Here is an 18,747-nt window from a genome sequence, read left to right on the forward strand (position 1 = left end):
TCAAACCCCGACAGGTTTATGCCATTCTACAGCAACAAGGCACTTAGAACTTCATTTGACTCAATGGTCGAAACCTGCCAGGTTTAGTGAGGACCTTCTACCCTCCTCTTTTATCCTTTCACCGATACAGGCTGTCCCGAATACTTCACTTCCTCGTATTCTGACAAGTCGTCGATGTTTCCTTTGTTGTCTTTGCTGATCACTTTGACACGGAAAGTCCTGTTCTCCAGCATGCCGTCAAAACTACCCTCGCGCTCACCGATTGTCAAGGTCTTCGTAGACTCAGACCATTTCAAGTTGATGGAAGTGAACTTGCCCGACTCGTAGTTGTAGTTCGTTCCTTCATCCTCGTATAGATCAAACGAAGCATCCGCTCCGGCATACACCACGACCGTGATCGGATCAGCTGGCTTCTGTGTCGTGTACTCGATCTCAGGACCGAAAGTCACGATCGATCCCGCTTTCGCGAAAAGCGGCATTCTTTCGTACTCCGCTTGTGCCGTGATTGTCTGTCCACCTGTGTAATACTCCCCTGAGTAAGCATCGTACCATCCCGCTGACTTTGGCAAATAGACTTCTCTGTCTCTTGCACCATAGGCATAGACTGGACAAGCCATCAGTGAGGGGCCAAACATGAACTGATCCCCAATCTCATAGACCTTCTTGTCCGCCGAGAAATCCATCGCCAAGCCTCTCATGATCGTATAGTCCTTGGTGTACGTCCAACCCGCCAGCGAGTAGATATACGGCATCATTTTGTATCGCAGCTTGTTGTAGTACAGCATCGATTTGTAGGCTGGATGTGTCTCAGGTGCGAGGTTGTACACCTCTCTGAACGGGTACTGACCGTGTACTCTAAACAACGGCACGAATGCACCGAACTGGAACCAACGCGTGTTGAGCTCTCTCCATTCTTTCATGTCTTCGCTCCCTTCGGTGGCTCTCTCGTAGCGTTTCTCCACGCAGAATCCACCCACGTCCATCGTCCAATATGGCAAACCCGACATGGCAAAATTGATCCCTGCTGAGATCTGCGCCTTCATGTCTTCCCATCGTGTACCGATGTCTCCACTCCATGTCACTGCTCCGAATCTCTGGATACCCGCAAAGCCCGAACGAGTCAAGATGAACACCCTTTCGTCGTTGTTGACCGAACGTTGACCCTCGTAGATGCCTTTCGCATTTTGTAGTGCGTAGGCGTTGAAATACTCCGTCGATGGCCCTAGCGCTGTAGGGGTTGACAATTCCTTTCTGTATTTGATGCTTGCATTGGACAAGATATCTGGCTCGGATGCATCCATCCACCAAGCATCAAAGCCTTTGGTGTAGAGCTTGTCATGGATTTGATCCCAAAACATCTTGCGTGCTCCTGACGAATATGCATCGTAGAACGACCCAATGTATCCCGGATAAATCCAGTCTTTTACGCTGTCTTCCACCGCACGTTTGTACATCCAACCTTGCGCATCGAACTGCTTGTAGTGCTCGGTGTTGTGGTAGAATTTAGGCCATACAGAGATCATCACTCTGGCATTTTGCTCGTGAATCTTATCGATCATCCCAGTGATGTCTGGGAATCTCTCTAGATCAAAATCATGGCTACCCCACTCTGTCTTAGGCCAGTATGACCAATCCAGCACGATGTTGTCTATCGGAATGTGACGTTTTCTGAACTCGCCCAGTGCACCAAGCAATTCGTCCTGCGTCTTGTATCTTTCTCTACTTTGCCAGAAACCCATCGACCACTTCGGCATCACTTGCGCTTTGCCAGTCACGGTGCGGTACTTGCTGATCACGTCATCCATGTTGTCACCCGCCATGAAATAGTAGCGAATGTTCTGTCCCATCTCTGAGCTGAATGCAATCTGCTTTTGTGCCGCTTCGTCTACGGGAGACAATGCTTTCAACCCGATGTATGATACACCTCCGTCTGGAATCCACTCCAGTTTGATGTCGTTCTTCTCTCCTTTTTTGAGGTCTGCACTGAACTTGGCAACCGATGGGTTCCAAGCGGTTCTCCACTTCTCGAACTGCAGCTCACCGTTGATCCATAGTTTGGTGTATCCCGCGTAGTAGCACAGGAACCTAAACAAACCGCTTTCGCTTCCTTCGATTTGGCCTTCCCATACGATTTTCGCATTCGCGAAAGGAAAGTCCTTTGGGAAGTTCTCTACCGTAGTGAGGTTCTCGTAATCGATGATATCTTCTACCCTTTCGACGAATACGTGTTCTGAATTTTGGTCGTCATAGTAGGTAGCCGTCAAGCCACCTTCTTTGCCTGTCTTGTCGTAAAGTTTGAACTGATCGATGTTCGTGTATGGTCTTTCATCACCATATCTCGTCAATGAGTAGTTGTCCCACAGGATACCGTAGTTCTCCGTGGACATCACAAATGGAATCGACACCTTGGTGTTGTACTGAAACAGCTCTTCATTCTTGCCCTTGTAGTTCATCTCGTCGGCTTGATGCTGTCCGAGACCATAGATCCCCTCGTCCTCCGGTGAGTCAAACTTCTGACTCATGGTATAACCCGCTTTGCCTTCGACAGTGATCGCTTCGAAAGCTCTGCCTTCGTTCTGTTCGGACATGATCGGATTGCCCTCTGCGTCTGCATAAGACACTTGCCCCGTAGCTTGATTGATGGTCACGATGAGTTCGTCAGTCGCTAGCGTCAACGTGCCATCCGCTTCTTTGATGTCAATCGGTACAGACACCTGCTCCGGCACAGCGACCAAACTCGTCGTGGTATCAAATGCCGTAGTGGCCGATGCTTCTACCTTGACGATATCGTCGGTCACGAAAGTCACTTTGAGACCTTTGGCACTTCCCGTTGTAGGATATACCACTACGCCGTTTTCTACTTGCTCATAGCTTTTGGAAGTCTCTCCGCAGGCGTATATCGCGCAGATCAGTGCTCCCCAAACCAAAATATTCTTCATCATTTTTCCTTTTTCACTCATGTCACGAGTCTTTATTTACCCTTATTGTTATTCCTTATTTCGTTTCTATGACTAGTGAACTAGTCGTCAATCCCTCACCAGAGGCCGTGAGTGTGATCTGTCCTGCGCTCTTGCCCGACTGGACGATCACCAAGCATTTTCCTGCCATGGCGCGCATTTTGTTTCCTTTCATCGACAAGTGGCTCGTCGGATCACCATTGTCCACGCCGACGATCTTGCCTTGGCCTGCGACCGCAAACTGGATGAGGTCAGTTGCCACAGGCACTGTACGGCCTTGGTCGTCTTGCACCTCTACCGTGATGAAACTCAAATCCTTGCCATCCGCAGTGATGGTCTGTCGATCAGCGGTGAGCGCGATTTGACTTGCCTCATTGGTTGTTTCAATGACTTGAGTCAAAACCTCTTGACCACCTTTTCTAGAAACTGCCTTCAATTGCCCTGGCGCATAAGCTACTCTCCACATCACATGGAGGTCTTCGCCCTCTTTTGATTTTGTACCGAGTGATTTTCCGTCCAAGAAAAGCTCTACCTCATCTGCATGGTTGTAGTACGCCCACACATCCACCGAGTCACGACCGGTCCAGTTCCAGTGCGGGTAAACATGCAGGACATCCTGATCGGTCCATTCGCTCTGGTACATGTAGTAAACGTCTTTGGGGAATCCCGCCAAATCAATCACTCCAAAATATGAACTGCGCGAAGGCCATGTGTATGGGGTCGGTTCGCCGATGTAGTCAAAACCCGTCCAGATAAACATCCCAGACAACGACGGGTCATTTTTGATCACTTTCCAAGTTTCCTCGTGCGTAGATCCCCAGGGAGCACTGACCTGGTCATACGCGGATACAGTATTGCCCGGATTGCCCTGATCGAATGGAATGTCCCAACGAATCGGCCATCTTTTGACTGTATCGGACTGTATGTCATAATATCCTCTCGTCATCAGCCCTGATGTCGTTTCTGTAGCGATGAATGGCTTGTCAGGAAAATTAGCTTGATGGTGAGGGTATGTTTGGTGCGCATAGTTGTAGCCTATCACATCGATCCCATCTGATTTTGAAATGGAATTGTAGTTCACTTCAAACTGTGTCGTGACCCCTGCATTGGTCATGTTGACCGGTGGGTTCATCCCCACAGTAATGGGTCTGGTCGCATCGAGTGCTTTGACGATATCGTATAGCTCTTTGGCAATGATCGGCCCTTGATCTCCCCATTGCTCCAATATCTCATTGCCTGTACTCCACATGATGATACTGGGATGGTTTCTATCTCTTTGGATGAAATCCTCCAAATCTCTTTTGTGCCATTCGTCCCAGTACTGTGCATAGTCATAAGGTGACTTTTTCAAGCTCCACATATCAAATGACTCGTCCATCACCAAGAAGCCCATCTGGTCGCAAAGGTCGAGCAGTTCTGGTGCAGGTGGGTTGTGCGAGGTTCGGATGGCGTTGACGCCCATGCCCCGCAAAATCTCCAGCTGACGCTCCAACGCTCGCGTGTTGATGGCAGAACCCAAGCTCCCCAAATCGTGGTGCATGCATACACCTTTGATTTTGACTGACTCGCCGTTGAGAATGAAACCGTTCGTCTGATCAAAAGTAAAAGTACGCACACCCATAGGGGTCTCGTAGTGATCCGTGAGCTCCCCTCCTGTTCTGATTTCGGTCACGACCGTGTATAGATGGGGAGAGTCTATGCTCCACAGCTCTGGGGACTTGATCGTCAAACTGTGTGCTACGGTATTCTTACCCGCTACCAACTTGGTAGACGACATGGTATTGGCGACTACTTGATTCTTTTCATTCTTGATGAGAGTGTACACTTCCGCATCAGCCGGTTGAGTACCTGGGTTGAGCACAGTAGTCTCCAAGCTCACCGTAGCAGACTCACTCGTCACCTCTGGAGTAGTCACATACGTCCCCCACTGTGTGACATGGATCGCATCGGTGATCACCAAACGTGTGTTTCTATATATTCCACTTCCCGAATACCATCTAGAGTTGGGCTGATTGGCATTGTTGACTTTGACGGCTAGGACATTTTCTTTCGAACCGAAGTTCAAATAAGGTGTCAGGTCGTACTCGAAGGATATGTAGCCAAAGGGGCGCTTGCCGAGGTAAGTACCATTGATCCACACCTCACTGTCCATGTAGATCCCGTCGAACTGCACGTATACCTGTTTTCCCTTTTGGGAAACATCGAGTTGGAAGCTCTTGCGGTACCAACCGATCCCTCCGGGCAAAGCTCCCCCACCAGCAGTCGCTGGATGATCTTCGGAAAACTCCCCTTCGATGCTCCAATCGTGTGGAACATCGAGAACTCTCCAGTCTGCATCGTCATAGGACGGGTTGCTCGCATCTAGCGTACTGTCAGCCAGTGAGAAACTCCAGTCTTCGTTGAAAGACAGGATAGTTCTGGGAGACTTGGCCTGGTGGCAAGATGCCATCAGGAAGCCTATCAAAACTACTATTATGAAATGTGTGTGCCTTTTTTTTATCATGATTTTCTAGAACAACCCTCCAAGGGTTTGAAACCCTTGGAGGGTTAGTTGATTTGGGTTGGGTGCTTTAGTTAAAACCTTTACTCCTCTCCTGCGCTGATGATGCCATCCAATGCACTTTGGTTGGACACTTCGGTGCTACTTCTGTTGAATAAGGCAAAACCGTTGTTTCCGGTATGTCCATTGTCCCAATAGACTGGGATAATCCCATTGTCCAAAGCGGCTTTAGTCACGTAGTTGAGATAATACTTCCTTGATTCATCGTGCTCAGACTGACTCGGATAGTTCGGGTCAGAGATACCTGACACATCCCTCCACAGTGCACCGTATTCTCCTAGTAGCACAGGGTAGCCTTTGTCTACGAAGTTGGTTTTCATCTTACCAAACTGCTCCTCTACCCAGTCTTCCTGTCCCCAAGTATCCACATAACCTGTTTGGTCTTTATAGGGCTCGCCCCATAGTGGTTTGCCACTCGCGGCATTTTCGTCTAGAGAAAAGTTGTAAGGGTCATAGTAATGCACCTCTACCATCATGCGATCTTCTGTCTCATCGTCTGGAATCGTCAGTTCATTGACCGTGTGATCAATGTTGGTATTGAAGCCTTGAACAATCAGGTGGCGATAAGTATTGCGTCCTCCTGTGGCTCGTACAGTGGTGATGAAAGTCTGGTTAAATGAGTTTTGCACCTCTGCCTCTTCTGCTGTTGGAGCGTTGTAATTCGCTTCGTTGCGAACCTCATTACTACCGGCAAACAATAAATGGTCATCATAATCTCGGAAGTAAACGGCAATTTGCTTCCAAAAAGCTGCGAGCTTCTCGTTGATAGCCTCTTGCTCCGAATAAAAAGGATGGTCCATCCATCCACCGTCCCAGTGGACATTGATCACGACATACATTTCATTGTCCAGTGCATAGTTGGCTACTTCTTCTACTCGCTGTAGCCACTCGGTTTTGATTTTGTAGGTTGATTGATCTGAAAGCATGTGCGACCAGGATACCGGTACACGGATGGTATTGAACCCAGCTGCTTTCACTGCGTCGATTAGTTCTTTGGTCACTACGGGATTTCCCCAGGTAGTTTCGCTTCCAGTAGGTGGTGTTGAGCCTGCATTGATGGCTTCCATAGAATTACCAAGATTCCATCCGATGCCCATGAGCTGTGACAGTTGGATGGAGGTAAGGTCGCGCATGTCTGTGTTGTCAGGATCGACGTAGTCTGGACCTTCCGGTTCTATTGGATCTACGGGCTCTCCTTCGCTTGCTGCTTGGCTGATGCTGATGGCAACATCCTCCGCTCCCTCGCTGGTCAAGGTCATGACCATGCTGCGCGCTGCGGTGGTTTCATTGGCGGTGGCATTGATGGTGACGTCTGCGTCACCAATGGCAGATTGAATGGTGGGTTTGCAAAAAGCATCCGATTCGTAGGTCAGCTTCCATTTGGCATTGCTGGTAATCTGGATCTTGTCTGACCCTCCGTCAGCTGAAAAATCATAGCTGTCTTGGTCAATGCTCAAGGTAACCTCATCTGGCTCATCGATATCCTCGCCAGCAGAATCTTCTTTGCACGCAGTGCCAGAAAAAAACAAAGTGAATAATAACAGGTAGGTAAGCATTTTAGTTTTGTCAATAATCAGCATACAATCCATCTTTCGACTTGTAAAATGAGAAATAATTAAGAATGGAAACCATGACAAATGTCACGGTTTCCATAGGGTATTCGTTTTTGATTTATTCGGGTACGAAAACATAGGTCATCGTATCGGCACTTTCGCCCGATAGCGCTGCGTCACGGATTACTTGTAGCATCAATACACCATTTTGGACACGATAGATACTGGTCGCGCCCCAATCAGCTACTGCGTAATCGCAAGTCCATGGATGAAGCATCGGAATACTCAACGTCAGCTTGTTGTCATCCGCATTCAAGACCCAGGTACCTGACAGGGTCTCCTCGGTATCAGACGACAAGACATCACCGTCTTCGGGCAAGCCCCCTCGCACCGTGGTCCCATCATCCGGATCCTCAAACGTATAGACCCGCTTCCTTTGAACCACAGACACAGTCCCGTCAGTATTGAAAGTCATCGAACCATAATCTACCGATGCTTCACCTGCCGAGTAGTGCTCGCTTGGAAGTGGATTCCAAGCCCATGTCGCAAAATCAGAAAACATGATAGGCCCCTGCTCAGCTCCCCAAGAAGTAGCCACATCATAGGTTCTGTCTGAATCAATTTTCCATGATTGTGCTGTCAAAATATCCTTTATTTGAGTCGCTCTATCAACTTCTTCGAGTTGCAACTCAAGCAAATAGGTCTGGTACTCTGGTTTGTCTGGGTTCAAAGCTCCCACCCACATGGCAACCAATTGATCGTCTTCTTTGACCAAAGACATGATACGCAATTGATTGTCGGCCGTAGTTTCAAACTTGACCCCACCAGACACAATATCAAAAGATGGTGCTACACCATCGAAGGTGTAGATGCCCTTTTCGTCCAAGGTATATGTCCCTGTAGATTCTGACCCATCTGGTGCGACGTAGACTATCGAGTTGTCGCTGGAGTTCATGGTCAATGAAAAGTCAGCATAACCTGCTGCCTGTGATCCGTCAAAACCAGCCCAATCAGGATAATCCGACGGAGAATTCCACGAGTTGAGCATGACACCATCTAATCCAGCCCAATTGAAAGGTGTCTCTGCAGACAGTACCCATTTCATCTCTGTTTTTACAATGGCAGATACATCATCTGCCCAACCGTCAGGCAAAGTTGGCTCTGGATCTGGTTGATCTTCTGGCACCCAGTTGTCATAATAGTCCTTGGTCACGAAATTGTACACCAACATTGCTGGTCCTTCACCAGACAAGGCTTCATCTCTCAAGACACCTAGCTGCATCTTGTCTTCTGTCAAAGAAAAAACCGTAATGTCTCCCCAATTGACTACCTGTCCATCACGACCCGAATCATGCAAGATGAATGCGTCTGAAGTACTCATCGTCTTGTTTTCCGTATTGAGCAAGTATGTTCCCGCTTCTTGTCGCCCCAGAGTTTTGTGGTCTACCGTCAAATTTGGTCCATTGATCAAATCAAATGTCATGCTCCCAAAATCAGCAGCTGTCATCAACCAAGAGTTGCCCGGATAATCTGGGTTCCAGTTCCAACAGTCTGCTCCGTAGCAGCCATCGTTCTCCAAGAGCCAGCCGTTTTCTGTACCGTAGAAATAGAGTGGCCCCAAGAATCCTTTGGAAACCCCTTCGGCATCCAAATCCAAATACCAGGTCTTGGAATTGCCCACACCACCAGACAAAGTCACCCAAAGCGGGTCTTTGATATAGTCGAAGTTATTGGTAGTCAATTCTAACTCTACCGTATCTGCAGCGACATATCCGCCACCACTTTGCACACCATAGACGAACTTATAAACTCCTGCAAAAGCGATCTTCACTGTGTCCTGCACGCGTGTAGACCGTCCAGAAGGAGTCGTCCATAGGGGCGTCACATTAGGTGTCTCACTGGTCAGGATCACCATGTTCGGATCCTCAGGATTCTGAGTGATCGAAAACTGTAGATCCTCTACTGGCATGATCTCATCCAGTACATAGTCTTCTTGGAGGCAAGAACTCAACAGCGCACCAACAGCCAAGAGGACGAATAAATATTGATTTATAATTTTTTTCATAATCTTCATGTGTTTAGTACTTCCAATTATTTCCAACCCTCATTTTGTGTCAAAACACCTGCTGATCTGGTAATCTGATTTTGTGGAATCATGAGTAGACCTCTAGTGGTCTGCACGTTGGTAGCTGCTATCGTTTTTGGAGTAGCTACTCCTCCGTTTTCTACCGTTCCGCTAAAAGCAAGCTTACTAGCCGCTGCATCGACACCTTGTCTGAGCAAATCCCAATACCGAATCCCTTCGAAAGCAAACTCTAGCCTTCTCTCTTCCAAAATATTGGTCACTGTTGCAGGCTTACTTGCCAAACCTGATCGAGTTCTCACTTGGTCGAAATAGCTCTGTGCACTCCCTGAACCAAGTTCTGCTGCCATCAATAGGACATCAGCATATCTCATCACCACAAAATCTTGGTACTGACCTATCTGGAAATTGGTCGATCCATTGGCCTCAGACACATCCTGCCCATCAGGGTTGGCGAGTGGCGTGTACTTCTTGTTGGTATAGCCAGTGTACTCACGCTGATCTGAATTATCAAAATCCAACGCTTCTTCGTTGATCCCGATGATCGAAGCTTCTCTACGAGTATCCCCTGCTTCGTAGGCACTGTACAAACTTGGCAACACCGTACAAGCTCCCCATCCTTTGCCATAAGGGCTAAAAGACTGGCTTCTCAAACCGAGCATCACAAGCCACTGGTTGCCGTCTACATTGCCGTCATAGTCAGAAGTGATGTTGTACTTGATAGCAAATATGGTCTCCGAATTGTCCTTGCCTGCGTAGGTTGTCTCCAAGCCATCGCCCGCGGTATTGATCGTAGACGAAGCAGCTGGCCATAGATTCTTGTAATCCGCCACGAGCTCATAAGCTCCTTCGCTGATGACATCCTCTAATCCCTGCAGCACTTCTGCTTTGGTCGCTTGACCTACTAGGTCAGCAGCACCATAGTACCCTGTATAAAACATGTAGACACGCGCGAGGTAAGCCTTGGCTACCCACTTGTTGATTCTACCTGCCTCTACGGTCTCACTACCAAACTCTGCTGCATAGAGCAAGTCCTCGGTGATCTGTGCATAGATTGCATCAGGCTCTGACTGTGGCACGTTTTCGTCTGTCGGCTCTGTCACCAACGGTACGCGCTCCCATAGTCTCACCATATCAAAGTATGAGTACGCTCTCAAGAATCTGGCTTGCGCCTCCACTACATTTCTGTAGTCCTCTTGACCTGTCCAGTCGATTTGATCCATTTTCTGCAACAATACATTGACTCTGTAGATAGCCTTGTAGTAGGCTGCCCATGTCGCATCTAGCAAGTTGACCTCTCCTGGAGATCTGCTTAGATCCAACTCATCCATCACTTGATACCCGAGAGCGTCGTTGTTGCCAGTCGCTCCGAAGCAGTTGTCCGACATCACCTCTGAGGCTACCGGAAACGCCACGCCATTGGCATAGATCTGCTGCACGCCATCGTAGCATCCCACCAAAGCCAAATCGGCATCTTCGACAGTTTTATAAAAATTGGCGTCCGTAATCGTCGTAATCGGCTCTGTATCGAGAAAGCTATCCGAACAACTAGAAGCTGTCGCTGCGATCCCGAGGGCCATGATATATATATATAGTTTCTTCATGTTCTTTCAGATTAAAAGTTAAAGTTCAAGCCCAACAAGTATGTTCTCGGTCTTGGGTAATACCCTAAATCCACACCGGACGAACCGTTTTCCAATCCATACCCAACTTCTGGATCCATGCCGTCATAAGCTGTGAAAGTGTAGGCATTCAATACTGAAGCGTACAATCTCAGTTTGCCTATGGCAGGGTTGTCGATGAGTTTTGCAAAGTCATAACCTAAAGTGATGTTGTTGATTCGAAGGAAGTCTCCATCTTGGACGAAAATATCTGAGAACTGGTAGTTGATGTTTGACTCAGTCACTCGAGGGGTCGAGTTGGACGTCCCCTCTCCATGCCATCTATCCAAAATCGCTCGTGTATAATTCGAATACGTATTGGGTTGATTCCTGTAGGACTGGACGATCTGATTGCCCGCCACCCCGTATGCCAATACAGAAAAATCAAAGCCTTTGTAATCAAAGCCCAAGGACAAACTGTACGTGAAGTCCGGGTTAGGGTCTCCTACCATATCCTTGTCTGCGTCATCTATTTTGCCGTCATCGTTGAGGTCTTTGTAGATCAAGTCACCCGGTTGAGCGGCCGGCTGAATCACATCCCCATTGCTCGCAGTGTGTGCTTGTACTTCTCCTTCGTTTTGGAAAACACCCGCTGTTTCATACCCCCAGAAATAGCCGATTGGATATCCACTCTCTGCTCTTCTGTAAAATTCTGTTGCATTGTCATAGAGCATATTGGTCAAACCATGTACGATCCCGTCATCGGTAGGGACCTCAGACACTTCGTTCTTGTTTTTAGCTCCATTGGCAGAGATAAAATAATTGACCTCTCCGATCTGATCACTCCATGTCAAGGCCAATTCGAGACCTTGGTTGGTCACATTACCACCATTGAAGAAAGGTGCGTCGGCACCAGCCGTCGCATATACTGGTTTGACGAGCAACCAATCCTTGGTCGTCTTCTTGTACCAGTCCAAGTTGACTTCCAGTCTAGTGTCCAACAAATAAGCATCAAACCCAAAATCCATTTGCTCTGAGACTTCCCATTTCAAATTGGTATTGGACAATCTCGATGGGTAAGCCCCTACGCTGTTGCCCGCTGCATCAAAATCAGCTGATCCAAAGTAGTAGTTGGACTGCCCGATATCCACAGGAGCCAAGAACTGGAAAGCATCGATATTCTGGTTACCTACCTGTCCCCAACTCGCTCTCAATTTCATGAAGCTCACCACGTTTTCCACCGGACTCCAGAAGTTCTCGCCAGACAACACCCATCCTGCTGACACAGATGGGAAATACCCCCATCTATTTTCAGGAGCAAACTTAGAAGAACCATCCGCTCTGAACGTGGCGTTCAAAAGGTACTTGTCCTTGTAAGCATAAGACAACCTACCAAAATAAGACTGTAATTTATCTTCATCGTTTGGCGCACCGCCATACGACAATCTCGTCAAATCGGTATTCGTGGTGTTGTCTATGTAGGCATGATCCAAATCCGAAATCGTCAAGTCCGAGTTGGACACGTTCATCCAAGTCCCATTGTTGATCCATGCATAGGTACCTCCCATGACGGTCACGGCATGTTCACCTACTTCAAAATCATAAGAAAGGGTATTGTCCCATGTCAAGGCCAATCCTTTGCTCATACTCTGAGAAGCTGCGTCATACGTTCGCTGCGCATAGATGGACAGTTCGTACTCTGGACTATATGACCTATCCTCAGAAGCGTAGTAGTCGTATCCAAATCTACTTCTCAATTTCAACCCCTCGATAGGCTCAATCTCGACATAGAAGTCTCCGAGCATCTTTTGGTTGTTGTTGTCATTTTGGTTGTTGAGCATCATCGATGCGTACGGGTTGCTCTCTCCAGGAAACCATGGATCCCACGCTTGTCCCTGATACATCGAACTCGTCGAGTTGTTGAGGTAATCGCCATTGTCATCATACATCGGCAAGAATGGGCTCGTATTGTAGGCTGCTCTCATGGAGTTGTTGTACTGGTTGCCCACCGAGATACCGTTCTTTTTCATGTATGAGAAAGTCAAGTGCTGTCCCACCGTCACAATATCCTTGAAGAACTTGTGATCACTATTGACTCTAAAAGAGAACCGCTCATAACTAGACACGTCCGGTCCGCCGATGATCCCCTCTTGTCCTGTGTACGCACCAGACATAGAATACGTAGAGGTCTCATTTCCTCCCGATACACCCAAGGCATAGTTTTGCGTGACGGCATTGTTATAGATCATCTCATCGATCCAGTCGGTACCGCTGCCCATGTTGGCAATCGAATCAGAACTAAAATAAGGCACCTTGCCAGAGTTGATGGCTGCCTCGTTCATGATGGTTGCATATTCTTGGCTGTTGAGCATGCGGATTTGATTGGCTGGCTCTTGGATGCCATAGTAGCTATCGAAAGTCCACTGTGCTTTTCCAGCCTTACCCGTTTTGGTGGTAATCAGTACTACCCCATTGGCTGCTTGCGAACCATAGATCGCGGCAGATGCAGCATCCTTCAACACATCGATACTGGCTATGTCAGAGTTGTTGAGATAAGAGATGTCTCCCGTTTGTATCCCATCTACGATGTAGAGCGGGCCTGAATTGCCAATCGTACCCACCCCACGGATGGTTACTTTCATGGATTCTCCTGGCTGCCCAGATGTCGCAGCGATATTGACCCCTGCCACTTGACCTTGCATGGCATTCAATGCATCGGTACTACTCAGGTTGGTTAGTTTATCTCCTTTGACTTGTCCAGTCGCTCCAGTGACCAGTTTCTTTTGCTGGACACCATACCCCACGACCACTACCTCTTCGAGAGCGGTCACGTCTTCGTCCAAGGCAATATCGATCACAGAACGTCCACCTACCACTGCCTCTTGAGTCACATAGCCAATGAAGGAATAGACCAACACTGGATCACTCGTATCCCTCAAGTTGAGCGTATAATTCCCATCCAGATCCGTCACGGTACCTGTAGAAGTCCCCTTGAGTAACACAGTCACTCCGGGCAATGGCTCTCCATCTGCTCCGGAATTGACTACTCCTTTTACGACTTGACTTTGGGCCATCAAGTGAGCACTTGATCCCAAAAACATCACCGCAAAAAGGCACAAACAAATTGCTTTGAGTTTGTAATTTTTTAGCATAGTCTTTCTTTTAGTTTATTAAATCATGTGGACCGATTCACTTTCACAATTCGGTTTTTCAATATTACTGGATCGTCTTTTCGAGATAGGATATGCTTTGCTTCCGTATAGGGGTAAAAATGTCATCCCCCTTATAAAAGCCTGTTTTAGCGCAGTTTGCATCGATTTATTTCACCAATAGGGTAACGAATGTTCACTAAGAGATAAACAAATCATACCCCTGTAGTCACCTCAGGTACAGAGATATAGTCAGATGAAGAGTGAGTAAATGGATAATTCATCCCCCTATGTCCCTCTTAAAGGGGGCGAGGGGGATTTGACGGAAAACAAGATCAGAAACCAGTAGAGTACTACTTCGGACAACATGACAGTTTTGCAACAGGTGGGAGAGCAAAAAGTCTCGTATTTTTTTGTTCTACGAGTCAAAATTGAACACCAAAAGTGGGGAGTAAAAAGACTTCAGGTGAACGGCTCATGAAACACAGGTGATTGACCATCCAAACACCTGTGTTTGACGCGCCAAACACGTGTGTTTCAAGCGCTGAACACACGTGTTTGAAAAGAGCCTTCAAAAACCCACTCCATTCGCCACAAACGGCGTTTTCGACAAAGCCCTAGCATAACTCAATGCAACCCCTAGCCTCACACAGCTGGTCCTCGGTCGATCGATCGAACAAACTCAGAAAAAGGTGACATTTTGTCTTAGTGCACTTATCAAAATCCATCCAATACCTAGAATGCTTTGCAAGACATCTCTTTGCCGCAGTAGTCTCATTATCACAGCGCTAGCTTTCTCATGCGACTATATGTTAATCCTCGGCAGTGTACTGCGAAGGGTACTTCTTATAGACAGACTTGAAGTATCGGCTAAATAGCTTCGGGTTGTTGTACCCTACGGCGTAGGCAACCTCAGAGACCGTCATTTGGCTTTTGCTCAGGAGTTCGGCGGCTCGCTTGATACGGATGTTTCGGATAAAATCCATAGGAGTCTCACCTGTGATCTTGAGCATCTTCTGATACAAGTATCCTCGACTGAAACCCAGTTCGTGGCTTAGTTCTTCCACGCCAAACTCAGAATTGGACATGTTTTTCTCTACAAGTTCTAGCGCATCCTTGACCAGTTTTTCATCGCGCGACACCACTTCGATTTTGTCCGGCTCGGCCGTGAGCCTTTGACTCGATTCATTGACCCGCTTCTGAAATTTGAGTGCACTACTGATCGTACTCACCAATATCTCAAAATTGACTGGCTTAGAGATACATTCTATCGCACCGGCTTCCAAACCTTGGATCTTATGCTCTTCTGATGTTTGGGCCGTCAGGAGAATAACCGGAATATTGGCAGTACGTGGGTCATTCTTGATCTTCTTGCACAGGTCAAGACCATTCATCACAGGCATCATCACATCCGAGATCACCATATCTGGGTGCTGGGTCACGATGGACTTCCAGGCCTCTTTGCCGTTGAACGACTCAGAAACATTGAAGTGCTGCTTCAAGTTGTCTTTGATGTAAAATCTAAAATCGGCATTGTCCTCTACCAAAAAAACATGTGGTTTCTTCTTGTCCTCAAACTCCTCTTCTACATGCTTCGTTTTTTCTCTTGGCTGATTCTCTTCCTCCTCTGATTCTATCCGTGCCTGATCCAACTGCTTGAATGGAAACTCCACGAAGAAAGTACTCCCGTGATCCTTTTCGCTCTCGACACTGATCGTCCCTCCATGCAGCTCCACAAATTCCTTGGTGATCGATAGACCTATCCCTGTGCCACTGTTGATCATATTGGGCTTGATTTCACTCTGGATGAAGCGCTCAAACACCGCTTCCTGCTTGTCCAGCGGAATCCCAATCCCCGTATCCGCCACAGACACCACGATATGTCCTTTGTCATTTTGCTCCAATGCCACGACTATCTTGCCCCCCTCTAGCGTGAATTTGAAGGCATTGGACAAAAGGTTGAACAGAATCTTGTCCATCTTGTCCTTGTCGAAAGAGCAATAGAACTGTGATAGATCACTTTCAAAACTCAAATGAATTTCGTTTTCTTTGGATAGGTCCGAAAACGAATCGATGACGTCCTGCACAAACTTGACCAAATCCCCAGAGGAATAATGTAAAGTGTGCTGATTTGCCTCCATTTTCCGAAAATCCAACAACTGATTGACCAGCGTCAAGAGACGCTTGGCATTGCGCTGGATCACATGAAAATCCGCCTCCCGTATGTTGGTAGGGTTCTTGATCATCCGTTCGATAGGAGTCAATACTAGCGATATGGGTGTACGAAATTCGTGACTGATGTTCGTAAAAAACTTGAGTTTCATCAGATCAAGTTCATGCAAACGCTGCGCATCCAGCCTATCATTTTCTATTTTGGCTTTTTCGCGCTCTCGCGAAACAATCAGTCGTCGGGTGACAAACATCACTAGCAGTAGAAGTGCAAAATACCCCACATAAGCCCAAGCTGTGCGCCAAAAAGGTGGACGTATGATAATTGTCATTTTCAAATCCTCGTCACTCCATACATTGTGACTGTTGGAGGCACGTACTCTGAGCTGGTACTTCCCTGGGTTGATATTGGTGTAGCTGGCGCGCCGAATCTCAGGCGAAACTTTCATCCAGTTTTGGTCAAACCCCTCCAGTTTGTACTCATAGCTATTGCTCTGTGCCTGATCGTAAGTCAACGCAGCAAACTCAAAGCCAAAAGAGTTTTGGTCATAATCCAAGGTGAGCGTTTTCATTACATTTAGATTACTGGTCAGAAGCACATCATTCTCTATGATTTGACCAGACTTTACCAACTGACTATGTAAGTAAAAATTGGTGAACACCAAATTGGGAGGATTATCGTTCACTACGATATGTTTCGGATCAAACATATTGATCCCGTTTTGTCCAGCAAATGCCAACATCCCCGTACTCGTTTTGAGGCATGCCCGCTCGTTGTAGTAGTTCCCCTGTAGCCCATCCGATACACTAAAGGATTGGACTGTAATGTTGTCTTCTTCCACTGTCAGTTTGGACAATCCTTTGTCCGAACTAATCCACAAATATCCCTCGTCATCTTCGACAATGGCCATGACGATATTGGACGCCAAGCCATCTCTCTTGTCGTACACTCTAAATCCATCGACCTCCGGCATGTAGCGATTGAGGCCATTGAGTGTCCCTACCCACAGGTTGCCCTTGGTGTCGTTGTATATCGTCACTACGCTGTTGCTGCTGATCGAATGATCCACTGTATCTGAGAGTTGATAGTTTTTGAACTCCTCTCGATCTGGATCAAATACACTGAGCCCAAGTCCCGTCGCAATCCAGACCCTGTTTTGATCGTCCTCGAGCAGACTCGTGACGTAGTTGACAGGCAGCCCGTCACGCTGTCCGTAATGGGTAAACTGACCCGTCGATACGTTGATTTTGTCTATACCTGCCTGAAGGGTCCCTACCCAAATATTGTCCTTAGAATCTTCGAATATCGTCCAGATATTGTCATCAGACAGCGCGTTTTCTTTGCCCATACGGTATGACGACAACTCTCCTTCTTTGTATCGATAGAGTCCTTTGGTATAGGTCCCAATCCAAAGCGAGTGATCTCGTGCATAATACATACTCACAATCACGTCGGGTACTTTCTCAATCTGTCCCGACCGCAAGACATTCGAGGGTGTCATTTTCTTTGTTTGATTATCCATTTTCAACAAACCCTGTCCGTTGGTCCCAATCCAAAAATCCCCCTCTTCGTTTTCGGCGATACTCAGCATGTCGTTGTATGCAGGATCATCACTCGGGTACTTGTAGTGCGTGAATTTGCCGGCGTGCTCGTTGAAATAACTCAGCCCTTTCCGGCTTTTGCCCACCCAGATGATGCCGTTGCTACTGCGAAAGAGAGAAGTGATGCTGTTGTTGCCAAGGCTACCAGGGTTGTTGGCTTCATATTTCAGTTTCTTGGTTTCCCAGGTTGCCTTATCTACCACAGTGATCCCTCCATGGTCTGTGCCCACCCAGATGTACCCTTTGCCATCTTGTATCACCTGCTGCACGATGTTGCTACTGAGGGTCTGCTCGTTGAGTACGATGACTTGCCCCTCTGTCGTATTGACATAAATCAATCCCAGCTGGCCATCCGAAGAATAAATCCATAAATCGAGATCCTGGTCTACATAAAAGCTAAAGAATGCACTCTCTTGTGTATAGCTGCCAAAATCAAACTTGCGAACCACCTGATCCATGCGGGTGTCGATCACGTCTACTGCTCCATTGAGATAAAGCACCCACAAGTTGCCGTCTTTGTCTAACATCATGTCACTCACTTGATCAGCAGTCAACACCACGTGGCTGTTGGGGTCTGTACTGAGCACTTGGAGCATGGAAGAGTCCTCTGTATACTTGATCAATCCACGTCCAGCGATGCGAAACCAAGTCACCCCTTCTTTGGTCAATACCTCCTGAATGTCAACTTGATTGACTTGCAATCGATCCAACCACGGCTGTACATCGATGAATCGATCGATGCGCGGATCGTAGATAGACAACCCCTGCCCTGTACCTATCCATAGCGTGCTATCTGGGCCATTGGCCAGCCACATGATGGTATTGTTGGCTATCGAATGTGCATCATTGGCGTCATGAAAAAATGTTTGGTAGCTGTAACCATCGTAGCGATTGAGTCCAGACAAAGTCCCCACCCAAAGAAACCCAAAAGCATCCTCCAAGATACAGTTGACCTGACTATTGGACAACCCTTGCTCTGTTGCACTCTGATCAAAGGAGATATCATAGCTCCATTGCGCCAAGCAAGGGTACGAGACCAACATCACCCAAACCATACAAATTCCTCTCATACG

At 47.4% G+C, this 18,747-nt stretch carries 7 protein-coding genes; all 7 read right to left on the minus strand.

Features of this window, described 5'->3' with window-relative positions:
• Positions 1-110: 110 nt before the first annotated feature.
• The 7 genes from BFP72_RS10390 to BFP72_RS10420 all read right to left on the minus strand — a co-directional run bounded on the left by BFP72_RS10390 (position 111) and on the right by BFP72_RS10420 (position 18,744).
• Positions 111-2,960 (minus strand): TIM-barrel domain-containing protein, encoded by a 2,850-nt coding sequence (locus tag BFP72_RS10390; RefSeq protein WP_221406507.1) that lies wholly within the window; start codon positions 2,958-2,960, stop codon positions 111-113.
• Positions 2,961-2,994: 34 nt separating this feature from the next.
• Complete coding sequence (galB, locus tag BFP72_RS10395) at positions 2,995-5,406, minus strand: beta-galactosidase GalB (RefSeq protein WP_221406508.1); 2,412 nt, start codon at positions 5,404-5,406, stop codon at positions 2,995-2,997.
• 134 nt (positions 5,407-5,540) lie between these two features.
• Positions 5,541-7,073, minus strand: coding sequence for a cellulase family glycosylhydrolase (locus BFP72_RS10400; protein WP_099600753.1), 1,533 nt, complete (start codon positions 7,071-7,073; stop codon positions 5,541-5,543).
• Between the two features lie 115 nt (positions 7,074-7,188).
• A complete protein-coding gene (locus BFP72_RS10405; RefSeq protein WP_099599077.1) occupies positions 7,189-9,135 on the minus strand; it encodes a hypothetical protein in 1,947 nt (648 codons plus the stop codon).
• A gap of 26 nt (positions 9,136-9,161) precedes the next feature.
• Positions 9,162-10,757 carry a RagB/SusD family nutrient uptake outer membrane protein gene (locus BFP72_RS10410; protein ID WP_099599078.1) on the minus strand — a complete coding sequence of 532 codons (1,596 nt, stop codon included), beginning with the start codon at positions 10,755-10,757 and terminating at the stop codon, positions 9,162-9,164.
• Between the two features lie 11 nt (positions 10,758-10,768).
• On the minus strand, positions 10,769-13,906 hold the full coding sequence (locus BFP72_RS10415; RefSeq protein WP_099599079.1) for a TonB-dependent receptor: 3,138 nt from the start codon (positions 13,904-13,906) through the stop codon (positions 10,769-10,771).
• Between the two features lie 809 nt (positions 13,907-14,715).
• Positions 14,716-18,744, minus strand: coding sequence for a hybrid sensor histidine kinase/response regulator transcription factor (locus BFP72_RS10420; protein ID WP_099599080.1), 4,029 nt, complete (start codon positions 18,742-18,744; stop codon positions 14,716-14,718).
• Positions 18,745-18,747 lie beyond the last annotated feature (3 nt).

It is taken from the genome of Reichenbachiella sp. 5M10 (assembly GCF_002742335.1).
Lineage (GTDB): Bacteria > Bacteroidota > Bacteroidia > Cytophagales > Cyclobacteriaceae > Reichenbachiella.